Origin of the sequence: Streptomyces sp. TN58, assembly GCF_001941845.1 — a bacterium.
In the GTDB taxonomy this organism is placed as follows: domain Bacteria; phylum Actinomycetota; class Actinomycetes; order Streptomycetales; family Streptomycetaceae; genus Streptomyces.
In genome coordinates this window covers 134,856-152,199 of sequence record NZ_CP018870.1, presented here as the reverse complement: position 1 = coordinate 152,199, position 17,344 = coordinate 134,856, and the positions used below count along the sequence as shown (strand labels likewise).

16 protein-coding genes and 1 pseudogene are annotated in these 17,344 nt (G+C 74.2%); 6 read left to right on the top strand and 11 right to left on the bottom strand.

What is annotated here, in order from left to right:
• Positions 1-658: 658 nt before the first annotated feature.
• Positions 659-2,161 (top strand): tyrosinase family protein, encoded by a 1,503-nt coding sequence (locus BSL84_RS00755; protein WP_075969553.1) that lies wholly within the window; start codon positions 659-661, stop codon positions 2,159-2,161.
• Here BSL84_RS00755 and BSL84_RS00750 read toward each other — a convergent pair.
• Positions 2,130-2,474 carry a hypothetical protein gene (locus BSL84_RS00750; RefSeq protein WP_045324218.1) on the bottom strand — a complete coding sequence of 115 codons (345 nt, stop codon included), beginning with the start codon at positions 2,472-2,474 and terminating at the stop codon, positions 2,130-2,132. The genes BSL84_RS00755 and BSL84_RS00750 overlap by 32 nt on opposite strands.
• Between BSL84_RS00750 and BSL84_RS37720 the strand changes: the two genes are divergently transcribed.
• The gene (locus BSL84_RS37720) at positions 2,446-2,910 is read left to right on the top strand and encodes a zinc ribbon domain-containing protein (RefSeq protein ID WP_420718773.1); all 465 of its coding nucleotides are present in this window, start codon (positions 2,446-2,448) and stop codon (positions 2,908-2,910) included. The genes BSL84_RS00750 and BSL84_RS37720 overlap by 29 nt on opposite strands.
• Before the next feature lie 47 nt (positions 2,911-2,957).
• Here the strand turns inward: BSL84_RS37720 and BSL84_RS00740 are convergent, their stop codons facing one another.
• From BSL84_RS00740 to BSL84_RS00730, 3 genes are all read right to left on the bottom strand, one after another.
• The gene (locus tag BSL84_RS00740) at positions 2,958-4,580 is read right to left on the bottom strand and encodes a sigma-70 family RNA polymerase sigma factor (protein ID WP_075969552.1); all 1,623 of its coding nucleotides are present in this window, start codon (positions 4,578-4,580) and stop codon (positions 2,958-2,960) included.
• Positions 4,581-5,031: 451 nt separating this feature from the next.
• Positions 5,032-6,027 carry a TAXI family TRAP transporter solute-binding subunit gene (locus tag BSL84_RS00735; protein WP_045323325.1) on the bottom strand — a complete coding sequence of 332 codons (996 nt, stop codon included), beginning with the start codon at positions 6,025-6,027 and terminating at the stop codon, positions 5,032-5,034.
• Entirely contained in the window at positions 6,024-8,111 is a 2,088-nt protein-coding gene (locus tag BSL84_RS00730; protein ID WP_107484882.1) for a TRAP transporter permease, read from the bottom strand. The genes BSL84_RS00735 and BSL84_RS00730 overlap by 4 nt, the downstream gene beginning before the upstream one ends.
• 210 nt (positions 8,112-8,321) lie before the next feature.
• On the opposite strand from BSL84_RS00730, the gene BSL84_RS00725 reads away from it, so the two are divergent.
• Positions 8,322-9,056, top strand: coding sequence for a response regulator transcription factor (locus tag BSL84_RS00725; RefSeq protein ID WP_199816283.1), 735 nt, complete (start codon positions 8,322-8,324; stop codon positions 9,054-9,056).
• Positions 9,057-9,072: 16 nt separating this feature from the next.
• Positions 9,073-10,497 (top strand): sensor histidine kinase, encoded by a 1,425-nt coding sequence (locus tag BSL84_RS00720; protein ID WP_075969551.1) that lies wholly within the window; start codon positions 9,073-9,075, stop codon positions 10,495-10,497.
• Positions 10,498-10,549: 52 nt separating this feature from the next.
• Here BSL84_RS00720 and BSL84_RS00715 read toward each other — a convergent pair whose 3' ends face one another.
• The 3 genes from BSL84_RS00715 to BSL84_RS00705 form a co-directional block, all read right to left on the bottom strand.
• The gene (locus BSL84_RS00715) at positions 10,550-11,506 is read right to left on the bottom strand and encodes a TAXI family TRAP transporter solute-binding subunit (RefSeq protein WP_075969550.1); all 957 of its coding nucleotides are present in this window, start codon (positions 11,504-11,506) and stop codon (positions 10,550-10,552) included.
• A gap of 120 nt (positions 11,507-11,626) precedes the next feature.
• The gene (locus tag BSL84_RS00710) at positions 11,627-12,610 is read right to left on the bottom strand and encodes a DUF1648 domain-containing protein (protein ID WP_075969549.1); all 984 of its coding nucleotides are present in this window, start codon (positions 12,608-12,610) and stop codon (positions 11,627-11,629) included.
• Positions 12,607-12,954, bottom strand: a complete 348-nt coding sequence (locus tag BSL84_RS00705; protein WP_030033226.1) for a GntR family transcriptional regulator — start codon at positions 12,952-12,954, stop codon at positions 12,607-12,609. The genes BSL84_RS00710 and BSL84_RS00705 overlap by 4 nt, the downstream gene beginning before the upstream one ends.
• 103 nt (positions 12,955-13,057) lie before the next feature.
• On the opposite strand from BSL84_RS00705, the gene BSL84_RS36385 reads away from it, so the two are divergent.
• Both BSL84_RS36385 and BSL84_RS36380 read left to right on the top strand, forming a co-directional pair.
• Positions 13,058-13,231, top strand: coding sequence for a hypothetical protein (locus tag BSL84_RS36385; protein WP_199816285.1), 174 nt, complete (start codon positions 13,058-13,060; stop codon positions 13,229-13,231).
• Between the two features lie 117 nt (positions 13,232-13,348).
• Positions 13,349-13,501 carry a DUF6126 family protein gene (locus BSL84_RS36380; RefSeq protein WP_199816287.1) on the top strand — a complete coding sequence of 51 codons (153 nt, stop codon included), beginning with the start codon at positions 13,349-13,351 and terminating at the stop codon, positions 13,499-13,501.
• Positions 13,502-13,902: 401 nt separating this feature from the next.
• Here the strand turns inward: BSL84_RS36380 and BSL84_RS00700 are convergent, their stop codons facing one another.
• The 4 genes and pseudogenes from BSL84_RS00700 to BSL84_RS00685 all read right to left on the bottom strand — a co-directional run bounded on the left by BSL84_RS00700 (position 13,903) and on the right by BSL84_RS00685 (position 17,343).
• Entirely contained in the window at positions 13,903-15,423 is a 1,521-nt protein-coding gene (locus BSL84_RS00700; protein WP_045323330.1) for a potassium/proton antiporter, read from the bottom strand.
• A gap of 317 nt (positions 15,424-15,740) precedes the next feature.
• Positions 15,741-16,116 (bottom strand): annotated as a pseudogene (locus tag BSL84_RS00695) (SLC13 family permease); the annotation flags it as partial.
• Between the two features lie 267 nt (positions 16,117-16,383).
• Positions 16,384-16,743: an ArsR/SmtB family transcription factor gene (locus tag BSL84_RS00690; protein ID WP_030033541.1), complete on the bottom strand. Its 360-nt coding sequence runs from the start codon at positions 16,741-16,743 to the stop codon at positions 16,384-16,386.
• Positions 16,744-16,911: 168 nt separating this feature from the next.
• The gene (locus BSL84_RS00685; protein ID WP_045323331.1) at positions 16,912-17,343 is read right to left on the bottom strand and encodes an STAS domain-containing protein; all 432 of its coding nucleotides are present in this window, start codon (positions 17,341-17,343) and stop codon (positions 16,912-16,914) included.
• Between the last annotated feature and the right edge of the window lies 1 nt (position 17,344).

Here is a 17,344-nt window from a genome sequence, read left to right as displayed (position 1 = left end):
AGCACGTTGTCCGGCCGCCGCCCCCACCGAAGAAGCCGAACACCTCCTGGTCGGATTGGCGCCTGAAGCGGGTGAGGACGAAGAGGGTCTGCCGATCGGCCTCCACCACCGGCTTCACGCGGTGATGAACCGCCGGCCCCGGGGTCCCGGGGGAGCGGTGCCCAGCCCCCGCCGCCCGTCACCGGGGCCGCCCCCGGTCGCGGGCCGCCCGCCGCGACGGCCCCGTCCCCGCCGCCGGCTGCGCCGGGCGTGCCCGGCCGCGCAACCCGCCCCCGGCGGCGCCCCGTTCCGCCGGGCGTTCCCAACCGGTGCCCGGCCGCCGCCCCTTGCCCGCCGCGTGAGTGCCGCAGGAGCCGGATCCACCCAGGCGGACCCCGACTTCGAAAGAGCCGTTCCGGCCGCCCTTTTCCACCGCGGAGAAAAGGGAAAGGGAAACGATTTTCCGCCTGAGTTCCCAGAGGAGTCCCCCCGGCCGTAAATCGACTGCACAGATCGCACATTCAACAATTTACCCGTGCGGCCTGTTCTGCCGGTCGGCGCACCCGTCTCCAGCCTCCTGTGTCGATCGTCCATATACGCCCGGATTCGTCGCATACTTCTCGGCGACTGCGCTACCGAGTCGTCCCTGATGCCCGTCCGGAGCCCGACGGAGGAAATCATGACCCCGCCCGAGAACAGCCCGCTCGCCGAACAGGCCGTTGCGGCGCCGACTTATCTGGCAGATATCCGATTCTTCTTCCGGCCCGAAGACGTGGCGCACATGGCAGCCAAGGGAATCGAACTGGGCACCTACGACGGACTGAAGAGCAACGCCCTCTCGGTACACGCGCAGACCGCGCCGCCCAACTCGCTGATGCCCCCGGACGCGGCCGGCAAATGGAGCACCGCCCGCTCGCAGACGTTCAAGAACTGGATCGTCAACGGATGCCCCCTCGGCACAGCCGCACCCGCCGAGCCGCCCACGGACGGGCAGGCCCCCGGAACCCGGCTGCGCAAGGAAGTGACGAAGCTCGACGACGGCGAATTCGACCTGCTGGCCACGGCGTTCAGGGGCCTCATGGACCGGGCCCCGGAAGACCCCAACAGCTACTTCGCCCTGGCCGGGCAGCACGGCCTGCCGGACAGCTGGTGCCTGCACCACCAGGACCGCTACAACCCCTGGCACCGGGAGTACCTGCGCGTCTTCGAAGACGCCCTGCGCTCCGTCCCGGGCTGCGAGGAGGTCACCCTTCCCTACTGGGACATCTCCACGGAGCTGCCGCAGCGGCTGCAACAGCCACCCTTCGACGCCTACGTCCTCCCGGCCGACCCCGGCGCCACCGTGACACCGCCGGTGACCGGGTTCTTCCCGTACACCACCCAGCGCTATCCCGCCGCCCAGATCGCGCAGAACGTCGCGGACTTCGAGGTCCTGGAAGACATCGCCACGTCGTTGACCCAGTCCCTGTGGGGCGCGTACAACGTCAACGGATACCAGGACTTCTCGATCCAGGCCCACGACAGCGGCCACGGATCGATCGGACCGACGATGGGCACCCAGGAAGTCGCCTCCTACGACCCGGTGTTCTGGTTCTTCCACTGCAACCTCGACCGCCTCTGGCTGAGCTGGCAGACCCGGGTCTCCGCGACCACGCTGACCGGCTTCCGCTCCACACTGGGGGAGAACACCGACTGGCTGACGGCGCCGTTCAACGCACTGCCTCCGTTTGGCACGACCGCGGACCAGACCGTCGAAACCGAGGCCTCCTACGACCGGCTGGAACTCCTCAGCCCCGTGGAGGGCCCGCTGGAGAACCTCACCGGAAGCATCGACGCCATCCACCCCTTCACGTTCCGCAGCGCCAGCCCGGTCTCGGTGCGGGTGAAGGGGATCCACCGGCTCGACATCCCCGGGTCGTTCGTCGTCACCCTGCTCGCCGACGGGGAGCCGGTCGCCAAGCGCTTCTTCTTCCAACCGGTCAACCCGCCGGGCTGCGCGAACTGCGTCGAGCACGGCATCGTCAACATCGACTTCAGGATGACACCACAGCGGCTGCTCGACCGGACGCTGTCGGTCCGTATCGATGTGCCCGGGCACGCCGACGAGATCGGCACGGCCTTCCCCCTCGCACGAGCCGGCAACCCCACCATCAACGCCCGCCTGCTGGTGGAGGAGGCGTAGGGCGCGCGTCGAGCGCGGCCAGGCCCTCGCTCCACCGCACCCGCCGCTCCTCGGCGGTCTGCTCCCACCACGGCGTGCCGCGCTCACCCAGCGCCACCTTGGCCGTCTGGACCCGGGCGCGGGCGGCGCGCTCGGCCCGCCGGTCCTGCGCGCGCCGGGCGGCGGCCACCGCCCGCCGGGCCGCCATGAGGTGGACCCGCAGACGGGCACCGACCGCTTCGGGCAGGAGCGGATCGGTGGCACGCCAGCGGCGGCCGCCGATGACGACGTGATGCCCGTCGGCTGTGCTGACGGGCCGGGGTTTCGACGTCACCGCAGGCACCTGCCCGCATCCGCCGCCCCCATACCCCCGGACCCCGCCACCCCCGCCCTCACCGGGCGGCCGACGCCACTTTGACGACACCCCCCAACGGGCCGCGCGCCAGGCCTCGGCGAACAACTCGTGCGCCGGGACCGGCCCCCGCAGGCGCAGGAACGGCATCTCCGGCCTGACGATCCTGCACGCCAAGGCTGAAAGCGCCGGACGGGAAGTGATCGCCGTGGACCCCCGCAACACTTCCCGGACGTGCCCCGATTGCGGACACGTCGCGGCGGAGAACCGGCCCACACAGGAGAAGTTCCACTGCGCCGGATGCGGCCACCAGGCCCACGCCGACCACGTCGGGGCACTCAACGTCCTACGGGCCGGGCTGGCCCGTCGCCAAGAAACAAGCTTGACGAGAAGCCCCCGCATCGATGCGGGGGAGTAGTCACGACCCGATCCTGCCACGCCCCTGTGACACCCCCGCCGCGTCCCTCACTTCAGGGCGAAGAGCAGACTGGCGGAGGGGCAGTCGTCAGGCAGGTGGACCAACTGCGAGCCCGGCCGCGGCGGGTCGGCCCTCGTCCGGTTCCGCGGGCCCAGCAGATGGCCGGCGGAGCCGCCGTGCCCCGCCGTCGCCGCGAACCGGACGCGGTAGGCGCCCGGCCGTGCGTCCGGTTCGAACCGCCACAGTTGCGCGGCGCCCTGCGCGCCGCTGCGGCAGGCGCCCAGGGCGACCCCGGCGCCGCCCCCGCCGGCGGACCCTTCCAGACAGGTGCCGGTCTCGGCGTTGCGGAGCTGGAAGGTGTTCTGCCGGGCCGGGAGCCGCTGCCAGGTCTGGGCCGGCTTCCCGGTGCACTTCTCCAACTGCACCGGGCCGTTCGGGCCGGCGCCGAGACCGACGCACAGCCTGGAGCCCACGTTGACCAGGGCGGTGCCGCCGCCCGGCGCCGGCGACGCCACCGCCCCCGGCGAGGCGGAAGCGGAGCGGGTGGGGGAGGGGGTGGGGGTGGCGGGCGGTGCGGCGGTCGCGGACACCGCCGACCCGATGGCCACGACCGGAGCGGCCTGCGGGAGGGCGTCCTGCGCCGTCACGGCCGGGGCCGGGGCCGGGGCGGGGGAGGGGGCAGAGCCGTCGCCGGGGTGGGCCGGCAGCAGGGCGACCACGACGGCCGCCGCCCCCGCGACGGCCGCCGCCGCGGCCGACCACCTGACGCCGCCGGCCCCGGGGCGTGGTGCGAACGTCCCGTCCGGCGTGGCCGCGGCAGCCGGCTGCATGCCGTCCCCGCCCCCGGCCGACAGGAACGAGGCCGGGCTCCACAGCAGGATCCCGCCCAGCAGCAGCACGCCCAGACGGCCGTCGACGGCCCGCAGCTCCCGCTCGGCGCGGGCGCAGCCCTCGCACCGCTGGAGATGGCGGCCCAGGTCCCGGGGGCGGCGCCGGCCCGGCCGGCACAGCACGGCGGCGAGCTGCCCCCCGTAGTGGCGGCACTCCTCGCTCGCGGCCCGCTCCAGATGGGCACGCACGTACGCCTCCCGCAGCCCCTCCCGGGCCCGCGCCAGCAGCGAGCCGACGCCACTGGCCGAGATCCCCAGGCGGGCGGCGGTCTCCTCCACCGCCTCCTGCTCGACCACGCGGTGCCACAGCACGGCCTGCCACCGCTCCGGCAGCGACCGGTAGGCCCGCAGGACCAGCGACGCCTCCTCCGCGCGGAAGACGGCCTCCTCGGCGTCCGGGCCGTCGGACAGGCCCGCGGCCCATTCCCCGAAGTCGTCGGAGAGCCGCGTACGGGCCCCCTCCCGCGCCCAGGCGGCCGCCAGCCGGCGCACACAGGCCAGCAGGTACGGCCGCCAGGCGTGCTCGGGTCCGGCCCCCCGGGCCACGGCCCGGTAGGTCTGCGCGAAGGCCTCGGCGGCCAGGTCCTGCGCGGTGGCCAGGTCCCGGCAGCAGGTACGGGCGTAGGCGAGCACCGGGGGATGGTGGCGGGCGAAGATCTCCCCCATCACGTCGCTGACCCCCGTGTCGGGTTCCGAGGTGTACTCACGCAGCAGGGCGCAGAGCTCCCCGTCGCTGAGGCTTCGCAGATGCTGCCGGCGGGCAGTGCCCGGATCGCTCAACCCATGCTCCTGTGTGACGTGCTGACGTCCCGGAAGACGGATTCCGGGTGGGGCGGGACGGTACGCCCGAACCGGAATCCGCTCAAGTGCCCGACCCCGCCGGCCTGCGGGCAGACCCGCCCCCCCCCGGGAGGATCCCGCCAGCCGCAGGACCGCCCGGACCGCCCGGCGTGGTGCAGGCGGGTACGGCCCACCGCCGTAGGACCTCCACGACGTGCCGGCGCGCCCAGCTCACGCTGTGGGGCGTTCGACGAGGGTCAACTGGCTGCGCAGGGGAGCCGGCTGCGACTGGCATGCCTCCCGGGGGAGAGATGCTTCACCGGGGTGACGCGCGCCGCGCCGGGGGCCGGCCGATGCGCGGCCAGGGCGGGGGCGGGCGGCACGACCGTGCCGCCCGCCCCCGCCCTGGATGGCCCCCCGACCTGTGGTGCGTGTGACCGGACAGGCCGCGTCAGGGCTTCTGGGCGAGGGCCTTCAGCGCGGTGCGGGCACCGGCGTTCAGGGGGACGGGCGCGACGGCATCGGCCCGGGAGGGCTCGATCTCCTTCGCGGCCGCGTTCACCTTCTCCAGATCGCCCTTCTTCTCGTACAGCAGGTGGACGATCTTCTCGGCGAGTTCGGGGTCGAAGCCCTTCTTGACGAGCAGGACGTTCGGCACCGCGATCGTGGGGACGTCCTGCGGCTGGTGGTAGGCGGCCGCGGGGATGGCGGCCTTCTGGTAGACGTCGCCGTACTGCTGGTTCAGCGACGGCAGTTGGGCGGTGACGTCCAGGAAGCGGACCTCGTCCTTGAGGCTGGTGGTGAGGTCGGTGATGCCGCCGGTGGGCAGGCCCCCCGACCAGAACAGCGCCTGCACGGTGCCGTCCTTCATGGCGTCCACGGACTCCGCGAGTCCCAGGCGCTCGGCCGTGACGTCCGTGGGGGCCAGGCCGGCGGCCTTCAGCAGCCGGTGGGCGATGACCTCGGTGCCGGAGCCGGGCGCCCCGGTGGAGACGCGCTTGCCCTTCATGTCCTGGAGGGACTTGATACCGGAGTCCGCCCGGACCAGGACCTGGGTGTAGTTGGGGTAGAGCCGGGTCAGGGCCTCGATCTGCTGCGGCGAGGAGAACGACTCCCTGCCGTTGACGGCGTCGCCGGCGGTGTCCGCCAGGGAGAAGGCGATGTCGTAGGTGCCGGCCCCCAGCCCCTGGATGTTCTGCACGGACGCACCCGTGGTGGTGGCGGTGGCCCGGTAGCCGTCGAGGTCGTCGGAGATCAGCTTCGCCAGGCCGCCGCCGATCTGGTAGTAGACGCCCGTGGTGGGGCCGGTCGCGATCGTCAGACGCCCTCCCTTGCCGCTGCCGGCGCCCGCGCCCTGGGTCTGCTTCCCGCCACCGCAGGCGGTGACGGCCAGAGCGGCCACGAGGGCGGCGACGGCCAGGCGCGGGGCCCGGATCCGGTACTTCATGACAGTCGTCCTTCCGTGAGGGTGGGCGCCGTGCAGATCTCGTCGGCGGGAGCAGGCGCACGGCTGGGATGCCGGCGCAGCACGAGATGCACCCCGACCGCGCAGGCGAGTGCCACGAGACCGGCGGTGATCGCGACAGGTTCGAGATAGAGCAGGCAGAGCGCGGCGACGGCGCACAGCACCCGCTCCACGGGCCCCGCCGGGCCGGCGATCCGGCCGCCGGTGGCCGCGGCCAGCGCCGCGACCGCCAGGGCGGACACGGCAGTGGTCCACACGATGCCCCACAGGCTCCCCGTGCCCAGGAGCCGGCCGCCGTTGTCGGTCAGCACGAACGCGAACGGCACCAGGAACGCCGGAAGGGAGTACTTCCAGGTCGCCACCATGGTCCGCATCGGATGGCCGCCGGTGACGGCGGCGGCGGCCGCCGCCGCCAGCGCCGTCGGCGGGCTCACCTCCGACAGCACCGCGTAGTAGAAGATGAACATGTACGCCTCATGGGTGGCCACCCCCAGCGACAGCAGCGCCGGCGCGATGATCACTGCGGCGATGATGAAGGAGGCGGTGACGGGAACCGCCAGGCCCAGCAGGGACACCGACAGCGCCGCGAAGAGGACCGTCACCACCAGCTGCACCGTGGCGTTGTCGCCGAACACCGCGGCCGCGTCGACGATGACCGACGCCAGGTTCAGCCCGAGCCCGGTCTGGGTCACCACCGCGACGATGATGCCCGCGGCGGCACAGGTGGCGACCACCGGCAGCACCGACCTGATGCCCTCGACGAGCGCCGCGTACAGCCGGCGCGGCGTCATCCGGTGCCGGGCGTCGAGGAAGGACAGCAGGAACTGCAGGACCGTCGCGTAGGCCACCGCCTTGAACGGGGGCAGCCCCATCGCCATGAAACCGACGATCATGAAGAGCGACAGGAAGTGGTAGCCGAACCGGCCCAGCAGCCGCAGCGCCGAGACGCCCCCCTCCTCCCCGGCCACCGGCCGCGTCCGGTGCCTGCGGGAGTCGATCTCCACCGCCAGCAGGATGCCCAGGTAGTACAGGAGCGTCGGCACCATCGCGTACAGCAGCACGGTGAGATAGCTCTGCCGCAGGTAGTCGGCGATGATGAACGCCGCGGCGCCCAGGGTGGGCGGGGAGAGGATCGCGCCGATCCCCGCCGCCGCCAGCACCCCGCCGCCCTGCTCCCTGGTGTAGCCGGCCCGCCGCAGGACCGGCCAGGCCACCGACCCCAGGCTGACGGCGGTGGCCGTACCCGAACCGGAGACCGTGCCGAGGAGGAAGCCGGCCGCCGTCACGGTGCGGCCGGGCGCGCTGCGCGACCCGCGGAACGCCGCGAAGGACAGGTCGATGAAGAACCTCCCCGCACCGGAAGCCTCCAGCACCGCCCCGAAGATGGTGAACAGCACGATGTAGGTGGCGGCCACGTTCAGCGGCACCCCGTACACACCGTCGGTGCCCATGAAGAAGTGGGCCGCGATCGCGTCGACGTCGAAGCCGCCGTGCGCCAGCGACCAGTCGTAGGGCAGCAGCCCGCCGTAGTACGCGTAGAGGAGGAACGCCGCACAGAACGCCGGCAGGACCCAGCCGGTGGTGCGCCGGCACGCCTCCAGGACGAGCACGATGAGCACGATCCCGGCCACCACGTCCAGGGAGGTGGGCAGCTGCCGCCGCTCGATGAACGCGTCGAACCCCAGCAGCGGATACACGCACACCGCGAGCGCCGCCGCCGCGAGCAGCCAGTCCGCCCACCCCGGGTCGTCCCCGCGGGCGGCCCCCTCGCCGGGCCCGCGGCCACGGCGCCACGGCAGCAGCACCGCCGGCACCCGCACGGTCCCGCGATGGGTCAGGAACACCAGCGGAAGCGTCGCGGCGAGGAACACCGTCAGGTAGTACTGCCCGCCCTTGGCCACCGGGAAGAAGACCACCCAGAACGCGAACACCGACATCGCGGCACACACCGCGGACACCGGCCCCGCCACCCGCGGGGAAAGCCTGCGCGCCGGCCGCTCCTGCTCGAACTCGGCCACCAGCTCCTCGGCCGTACGCTGCCGCGGCTCGGAAGGCGACTCAGCCATGCTCATCCCTGCCATCCCGGGGTCGGTGCCTGCCTCTGCCCCCGACGGTGGCAGCCGTGACGAGCCGGAAACAGGAAATGCCCGCGGTCTTAACCTGGGTTTAGGGTTCGCCCGCGGCGGGCGCTCCTTAAGCTCGTATCCGTTCCTGCGGCCCCGGCACGCGTGCCCTCCAGGGCGCGGGCCCGGCGTATGAGGATCCGGGAGACGGCCTTGCGCATACTGCTGGTGGAGGACGACGACCGCGTGGCGGACGCCCTGGCGGGCGCCCTGCGCCGCAACGGCTACGAGGTACGGCGCGCGGCCAGCGCCGCCGACGCGCTGGCCGCACCCGCCGTCGACCTGGTCCTCCTCGACCTCGGCCTGCCCGACCGGGACGGCATCGAGGTCTGCCGGGAACTACGCGCCCGCGACGCCGTCCCCGTGATCGCGGTGACCGCCCGGGGAGCCGAACCCGACCGCGTACGGGGCCTGCGCAGCGGCGCCGACGACTACGTGGTGAAACCCTTCGGGACCGCCGAACTGCTCGCCCGGATCGAGGCGGTCCTGCGCCGCAGCGTGAGCCGGCGCGCCCACGACCACCGGACACTGAACCTGGGCGCCCTCACCGTCTGCCTCGGACAGCGCACCGTCACCCTGGACGGCCGCCCCATCGCCCTGACCCGCAAGGAATTCGACATCCTCGCCGTCCTGGTCCGCGCCGACGGCGCCGCCGTACCCCGCGAGCGCATCCTCGTGGAGGTGTGGCAGTCCACCTACGACGGCATGTCGCGCACCCTCGACGTCCATGTGGCCACCCTGCGCGGCAAACTCGGCCCGGCGGGAGCCCTGGTACGCACCGTACGCGGCTTCGGCTACCGGCTCGCCACCACCACCGACACCGCTGCCACCACCACCATCACCACCGCCGGCGCCGGTCCCGGCCCGGCCACGCCGGCCGGCGGCTGAGGATACGAGACACCGGATGCGCCGCCGGCTCCTCGTCATCGTCTTCGCCCTGGTGGCGGGCCTGATCACCGCACTCAGCCTGCCCCTGGTCCGGGCCACCGCCGAGCGCACCGTCCAGACCTCCTTCATCGGACGCGCCGAGGACGGAGCCTGGTTCGCCGACCTGGCCGCCACCGCCCTGGAGACAGGACGCACCGGCCGGCTGAAAGCCGCCGCCGAACGCTACGGCGAGCTCTACGACGCACAGATCGCGGTGGTCGACGCGGACAGCGAGACCGTCCTGGCATCCGCCCCCGTCGACCTCACCCGACCCGGCATACGCTCAGCACTGCTCCACGCCCTCGCCGACCGGCCCGCACAGCGCCCCGGCGTGGTGTGGCCGTGGGACGACCGCCCCTTCGTCCTGGCCGAGCCCGTCAAACGCGACGGCCGGATCCTCGGCGCCGTACTGATCGTCTCGCCCACCGACCGCGTACGATCCGAGATCGCCGACCACCTGACCCTCCTGGTGATCGCCAGCCTCGCCGCCCTCGCCGCCATGCTCGTCGCGATCGCCGCTCCGGTGGTCCGCTGGGTCCTGCACCCGGTACACGACCTGGACCGGGCCACCCACGAGGTCGCCTCGGGACAGCTGAAGACACGGGTCTCCGAGCGGGCCGGAGCACCCGAACTGCGCCGCCTCGCCTACAGCTTCAACGTGATGGCGGACAGCATGCACGCCTCCCGGGAGCAGCAGCGGGCCTTCGTGGCCCAGGCCTCCCACCAGCTCCGCAACCCGCTGACCGCGCTGCGGCTGCGGGTGGAGAACCTCGAAGAGTTCGTCACCGACGCCCGCGGCCTGCGCGAGTTGAACCTCGCCGTGGAGGAGACCGGCCGGTTCGGCGAGATCCTCGACGGCCTCCTGCAGATGGCCAGAGCCGAGGCGTCCGAGGCCGAACGCACCCCCGTCGACGTCTCGGCGGTCGTCGCGCACCGGGTCGATGCCTGGCAGGCGGCCTACGACGCCGGGAACGTACCGCTCACGACCCGGATCCCCGACGGGGTGGGCGCCCTGTCCCTGCCCGACTGCCTCGACCACGCACTGGACACCCTGCTCGACAACGCCCTCAAGTTCGGCGACGGCACACCCGTGACCGTGACCGTCACCCGGCCCCCGCACGGGGGCGGCGCCGACGGGCCGGACAGCGCGGTGGAGGTGACGGTACGCGACGGCGGCCGCGGACTGACCGACGAGGAACTCGCCCTCGCGGGCGGCCGGTTCTGGCGCAGCACCCGGCACCAGAACGTCCGGGGCACCGGACTGGGCCTCGCCCTCACCCGGATGCTGGTGGAGGCGGGCGGCGGCGAACTGCACCTGGCGGCAGCCGAACCGCAGGGCCTGGCCGCGACGGTCCGGCTCCCGGCCGCCCCCCTCCCGCCGGCCGCCGCACTCCGGCCCTGAAGCGTCACGGCCCGCAAGCGTCACGGCCCGGAAGCGTCCCGGCCCTGAGGCATCACGGATGCGACTGGCGGTACCAGCGGGCGGCACCCGGGTGCAGGTCCAGCGGATGGCTGGCGATCGCGGTGCGGCGGTCCAGACGGCGGGCCTCCGGATGGGCCCGTATCAGCTGCGGCTGCCCCTCGAACAGCAGCCGGGTCAGCCAGTACGCCTGCGCGTCCGGCATGTCCCGCCGCACCACCAGGAAGTTCGGCACGCTCACCGTGGTCACCGCGCTCTGCGCGCCGTAGACGACCGCAGGCACCGTGGTCTGGGTGTACAGCTCGCCGTAGGCCCGGGTCAGCGGCGGGACCACCTCGGCGAGGTCCACCAGACGGACCGGGGTCGACCGGCGCAGCTCGGTGATCGCCGCGGTGGGCAGGCCCCCGCTCCAGAAGAACGCGTCGATGCGCCCCTCGGCGAGGGCACGCGTCGACTCGCGGACGTCGAGCCGCTGGGTGGTGACGTCCTCGTCCCCCGAGAGCCCGGCGACCTCCAGGATGCGCTCGGCGGTCAGGGTGGTCCCCGAGCCCTCGGAGCCCACCGAGACCCGCGCCCCGCGCAGCTCCTTCACGCTGTGCACCGGGCTGTCCGCGCGGACCACGAGCTGCACGTAGTTGTCGTAGAGCGCCGCGAGGGCCACCACGGGCGACCGCCCGGAGAAGGGCGGGCGCCCGGCGACCGCGTCCGCGGCCGAATCCGCCAGGGCGAACGCCACCTGCGCCTTGCCCTGGTCCACCAAGTCCAGGTTCTCCACGCTGCCACCGGTGTGCAGAGCCCGGCCGGACACGTCCGGCAGGCGCTCGACGAGGCCCGCGTACCCGGCACCGTACTCCGCGTAGACACCGCCCTGGTTGCCGGTGGCCACCGTGACCACCCCGGACAGGCGGGTCGGCTCGTCGGCGCCGGTGCACCCCGCGAGCGGCGCCGCGAGGGCCAGCACGGCGCCCAGCAGGAGGCGGGCCAACCGCATGGACACCTCCTTCGACCCGGGAGGCAGGATCGGCCTTCCGGCCGGCCCGTACGACAGGGCCGGACCACGCGTCAGCCTATCGGCGGGGCGGGCGCCGGTCGACGCCCGGAAAGGAGCCCGTCATCCGGGCCGCCCGGCACGGAGGGCGTTGAGGAGCGCCGCCCCCCGCTCGGCGTCGTCGACGCTCACGGCGAACTCGGCTCCCGTGCGGGGGCGGACGACCAGGCACTCGCCGGCCCGGAGCATCACGGTGGCGCCCGCGCCACTGAGCCGGTACCCCCAGCCGCCGACCTGGGCGGGAGTGCGCGACTCGGCGCGGGCGGACTCGATGTCCTGCGGCGTCCAGCGCCGCACCGGCCACCCGAGCGGCCCGAAGGCCACCTCCAGGCCCTTCTCCGACACGCGGGCCTGCACGGAGCCGAAGGCCCAGGTCACGACCGAGGCGAGCGCGAAGGGGGCGACGACCGCCCCCTGCATGCCGGTGAGCAGGCCGCAGGCCGCGGCGAGGACGGCCGCCAGCGCCGCGACGCCGGTGACGGCCGCGACCAGGTGCAGCCAGGGGTTGGCGGCGCGGGAGAGCCAGACGAAGCGCTCCCCGGCCGGGATCACCATGGCCGCGCCCGCGCCCACGCCGGTTCCGGCGGCCGGGGAGGGCCGTTCGCCGCGCCGCCCGGCGAGCCGGCCCAGTACGCCGGCGGCCAGCGCGACCACGGACGTCAGGACCACCCCCGCACCCACGGAACCCGCCTCCCGCCAGTCGGCGCGGTCCAGGTTCGCGCGGACTGCCGAGGCCTGGAGGCCCGCCATGAAGACGCCCGTGAACGCCAGCGCCGCACCGGCCCACGACGGGGCCGGCGCGGCCGCGCGCCGCGTCGTGAGGACGGTGGCGCACGCCGACCCCGCCCATACGAGGGCTGGGAACACGGAAGCCGCCCACAGCGGCATCGACCCGTCGGGCGCCTCGCCGCCCCAGTGCGTGGCCACCCGCTCCGGCAGCCGCCCGCTCACGGCCAGGGGCAGCGCGGCCAGCAGCGCGAAGACGCCGGCGATCCACACGGCCGCCCCCCACCCGGCGCCGTCCGGTCGCTTCCCACAGCCGGTCACGCGAGCCCCCTGATCATCTCGATGAGATCGTTCCTGCCATAGCCCAGCCGTGCCGCCTCGGCCACCAGCGCGGAGGCCCGCTCCAGCAGCTCGGAGCGCTGTCCCGCGCCCTGGGCCACGGTGACCCCCCGGCCCCGGCGGAACTCCAGCACCCCCTCGTCCCGCAGGGCCCGCAGCCCGCGCAGCACGGTGTTGGCGTTCACCCCCAGCGCCAGGGACAGCTCCCGGGCCGACGGCAGCCGGTCTCCCGGCGCGCACTCCCCTTCGGCGACGGCGCGCCGGACGGCTCCCGCCACCTGCTCGTGGAGGGGCCGGCTGTCCGTGGTGTCCAGTCTCAGCAGCATGATGCCAATGAAAGTAGCACCAAGTGCTTCATGGAGGCATCCGCTAGACTTGCAGAGTTATGCAATTTGCCAGTTCTGTATCCAGTGGACGGGGGGTCGGGACGTGTCCGGGTTCGAGGAAGCGGCACTGGAACGTGTCCGCAGGGCACAGGACCGTCTCCAGGCCGCGCGGGAGGCCCGCGACGCCTTCGAGGAGGCGCAGGCCGCGGAGGAGCTGGAGGACGCCCTGCGGGTGGCCCGCGACCACGGCGTGGCCGCCGGCGGGGACAGCCGGTGAAGCCGGCGGCACCGAGGCCGGGCAGGTCGCCCGCCGTCGCCTACGCCGGCGGGCACGGCATACAGGTGCGCGTCCGCCCCTGCGCCCCCACTCATCGACCCGAGACGGAAGAACATCATGACGGATGACACCCGCGCCGAAGAGTCGGCTCACGAGAAGTGGAAGGAGAAGGGCGTCGCACTGCGCGCCTTCTTCTACATCTTCGGCACCCACGTGTTCGCCGGGTTCATCTGGCTGCTGTTCTACCTGGGCCGGCACGCCCAGAAGTGACCACGGCCCGGCCCGCCGGCGCGGGGCAGCGGTCCCGCCCCCGGAGCGGCGCCGGTGACACCCTGTCAGCCAAGGCGGTGACCTGCGGCGAACCGGTCCCGCGCCCCATCCTCACGCCGGGGGGCGGCAGTTGTCCATCCGTGTCGGCACCGAACCCCTGGCCACCTGGATCGGCAGGCGCCGCACCCCGCCGGAGCCGGCCGCCCTGGCCGCCGTACCGGCCCGGCCGGGAAGCCGCGAGGACCTCCCGACGCAGGCGCAGGGCCCGGCCGGCCGCGCCCGAGCCACGACGCCCGGGGCGGCGGCCGGCCGGAGAACCGTGCCCGCCGCCCGCCGCCCGCCGCCCCGCCCGCCGGCCGGCCGTCGCCCGGCCGCCGCCCCCGGCGTCGGCCGCCTGTACCTCACTCCGGCCCGCCCGCGGCGGGTTCGGACCTGCCGTGTTCGCCGAGCCAGCGGGCGAGCTTGCCCCGGCGGCCGACCGCGCGCAGCCGCCGCTCGGTGGCCTGCCGGGTGGCCGCGGTGGTGACCAGGAGCAGTTCGTCGCCGGCCGCGAGGACCGTGTCGGGCCCGGGGACCTGGGTGACGCCGTCACGGACCAGGAGGGTGACCACCGCCGGAGGAGGCAGCCGCAGCTCGAAGACGGCGACGCCGTGCAGGCGCGAGCCGGGCGGAACGGAGACGGTCAGCAGGTCGGCGTCGAGGACGTCCAGGGGCGCGCTCTCCACCTGGACCTCCCGCACGGCCCCGGGCCGGGTGATGCGCAGAAGGCGGGCGACGGCGGGCAGGGTGGGGCCCTGGACGAGGGTGAAGACCACCACGAGGACGAAGACGATGTTGAGCAGGTGGCGGGCGCCCTCGACCGCCGCGACGATCGGGAACGTGGCCAGCACGATCGGCACCGCCCCGCGCAGCCCCGCCCAGGAGATGAAGACCTGCTCCCGCCACGGGGTGCGGAAGGGCAGCAGGCAGGCGGCGACCGAGACCGGCCGGGCGACCAGCAGCAGGACCAGGCCGACCGCGAGGGCGGGCAGGATCGCCGAGGGCAGCTCGCCGGGGTCGACGAGCAGCCCGAGCATGACGAACAGGCCGATCTGGGCGAGCCATCCGGTGCCCTCGGCGAAGGAGCGGGTCGCCGCCCGGTGCGGCAGGCGCGAGTTGCCCAGGACCAGCCCGGCCAGATAGGCGGCGATGATCCCGCTGGCGTTGACGAGACCGCCGGCGGCGAAGGCGATGATCCCGAACCCGACGGTGGCCAGCGGATACAGCCCGGTGGCCGGCAGCGCGATGTGCCGCAGCGCGGCCACCCCGGCCCGGCCCACGGCCAGGCCCAGCAGCCCGCCGGCGACCAGCTGGTAGACGACGCTGCCGAGGATCGCCACAGGGCCGGGCAGCTCGGCGGCGGCGGTGGAGAAGACCAGGACCAGGATGATCGTCGGAGCGTCGTTGAACCCCGACTCCGCCTCCAGCAGACCGGTGGTCCTGCGCGGAAGCGGCAGGGAGCGCAGAACGGCGAAGACCGCGGCGGCGTCGGTGGAGGAGACGATCGCACCCAGCAGCAGGGCCAGATGCCAGTCCATGCCGAGCAGGAAGTGGGCCCCCGCACCCGTGACCGCCACCGACACCGCGACACCCGCCGTGGCCAGTACGCCGGCAGGCGCGAGCCGACGCCTGACGTCGGGCCAGCGGGTGCTCAGACCGCCCTCGACGAGGATGACCGCGAGGCCCGCGCTGCCCAGGGACTGGGCGAGCTGCGCGTCGTCGAACTCGATACCGATCACGTCCTCGCCCGCGATCACACCGACGGCGAGGAAGAGCAGCAGGCTCGGCAGGCCGAGCCGGTGCGCCGCCCGGGCGGCCGCGATGCTGGCCATGAGGACGACGCCGCCCACCAGCAGCACCAGGTACAGCTGCTGCAGCGTCACAGCGCGCTCCCCTCTTCCGGGCGCCCGAGCCGGCCTCCGGCCGCCTCGTGCGGATCATGCCGGGCCCGCGGCGCCCGGCACCGCGCCCCGCCGCGCCGCCTACGGCCGCCGGCGCCCCGCACACCCCCCTCCTCCGCCCGCCGTCCACGGCCTCAGGGCCCGCGCCGGCACAGGGGCCGCCGGCGGCCGGCGTCGAGGAGGTCCACCGCAAGGGCGGCCAGGACCAGGCCGGCCGCGAGCAGGAGCCCGTGCGGCACCAGCGCCCCGGTGGCCACGGCGGCGACGGCCAGGACCGTCGCCGACCAGGGGCAGGCCATCACCTCGGCGATCAGCAGGACGGTGGTGACGTTGTCCAGCCACGCCGAGAGGAACGCGGTGACGAGGATCAGCAGCACCATCAGCCGGTACGGGCGGCCGCGCGACCGTTTGGCGGCCCCAGAACGCCACGAACTCGAACAGCCCGGTGCGTCTGAGGACGGCGACGGCCAGCATCATGCCCAGGAGCAGGAAGACGACGTTCCAGTCGATCCCCGCGACCTCGGAGAAGAAGGCGTGCTCGGGACCGGTCGCCCCGATGGGCAGCATGACGACCGCACCGCCCAGGGCCGCGGCGACCCGGTGGACCTTCTCCGTGGCGATCAGTACGGAGACGGCCGCGAACACCGCCGCCGCCGGCCACGCGGTGACACTCACGGCGGCCCCGCCCAGCCGGTGCCGAGGAGACGCGGGGGCAGGCGGCGGGGTCGTCATCGGCGCGGCTCCGTTCACAGGTGCTGCCGTGAGCACCCGCACCCCTCAGGGGCCGCCCCCGACCGGAGGGTGCTCCAGTACACCCACCATCGCCTGCCGCCCCGGCCCGCCGCATCGGGGCCGGCACCCATCTTCAGGCCGCGGCCGCCACCCCGGGGCACCCGAGGGCGGGACCGGAGCCGCGGACCAGGCCCCCGCCGGACGCCCCCCTCAGGTGCGGCCGGCCCGGAGGTCGGCCAGGAGCTCGGCCTGGCCCTCCAGGACACCGGAGAGGATGCTGCGGGCGACCCGCAGGAGCTCGGCGACCTGCGAATCGGTCAGCGAGTAGTACACGTTCGAGCCCTCCCGGCGGGTGACCACCAGGTTGGCCTTGCGCAGCACGGCCAGCTGCTGGGAGAGGCTGGCCGCCTCCACCCCGACCTCCGGCAGCATCTCGGCGACCGCGTGCTCGCGTACCGACAGCAGTTCCAGGACGCGGATGCGGACCGGGTGCCCCAGCGTTTTGAAGAACTCCGACTTCAGCTGGTACAGCGGCGTGCTCGCCTGCGTGGCCCTGCCCTGACTGCCCATCTCATCCACCCGGAACCGCTCCTTCGCGGGGGCGTCCGTCCGCCCCTTCCTCACACCTGCGACCTCTGTGACCTCCACAATTGCAGATCCCTGCAACTCGCGGGCACCCTGGCCGGCACCCGCCGCGCCGCCCCGGCCGCCCGCGCGGGCCCGCCCGCCGGCCGGGCCTCAGACGAGGGCGGGCCCCGCGGGGCCCTGCCGGACGGGCCAGTCGTCGGTGCTCCAGTGCCTGCCCGCCCCGTCCCCGTCCCCGCCCGCGCCCTGCGCCCCGTGGGCGGCCAGGGCCGCGCCGAGGTCGCAGTGGACCGGTACGGGCGGACAGGCGGCGTCCGGGACGAGGGAGCCGTCCGCGGGGATCGCCGCGAGTTCGAGGCGGCGCCCGTTGTCGGCGAGGCGCCGGGCGGCCTGGGCGACGGCGATCTGCCCGCCGGCGGACCAGCCCAGCAGCCCCGTCAGGTCGAGGATGACCGGGCCGGTGCCCCGGGCCAGCGCCCAGCCGATCGCGCCGCTGAACCGGTCGGTGGCGTCCGCGCCGAGATACCCGGCCAGGGACAGTACGCCCAGCCGTGGTCCGGTGGTGTAGCGCCATTCGATCGTCATC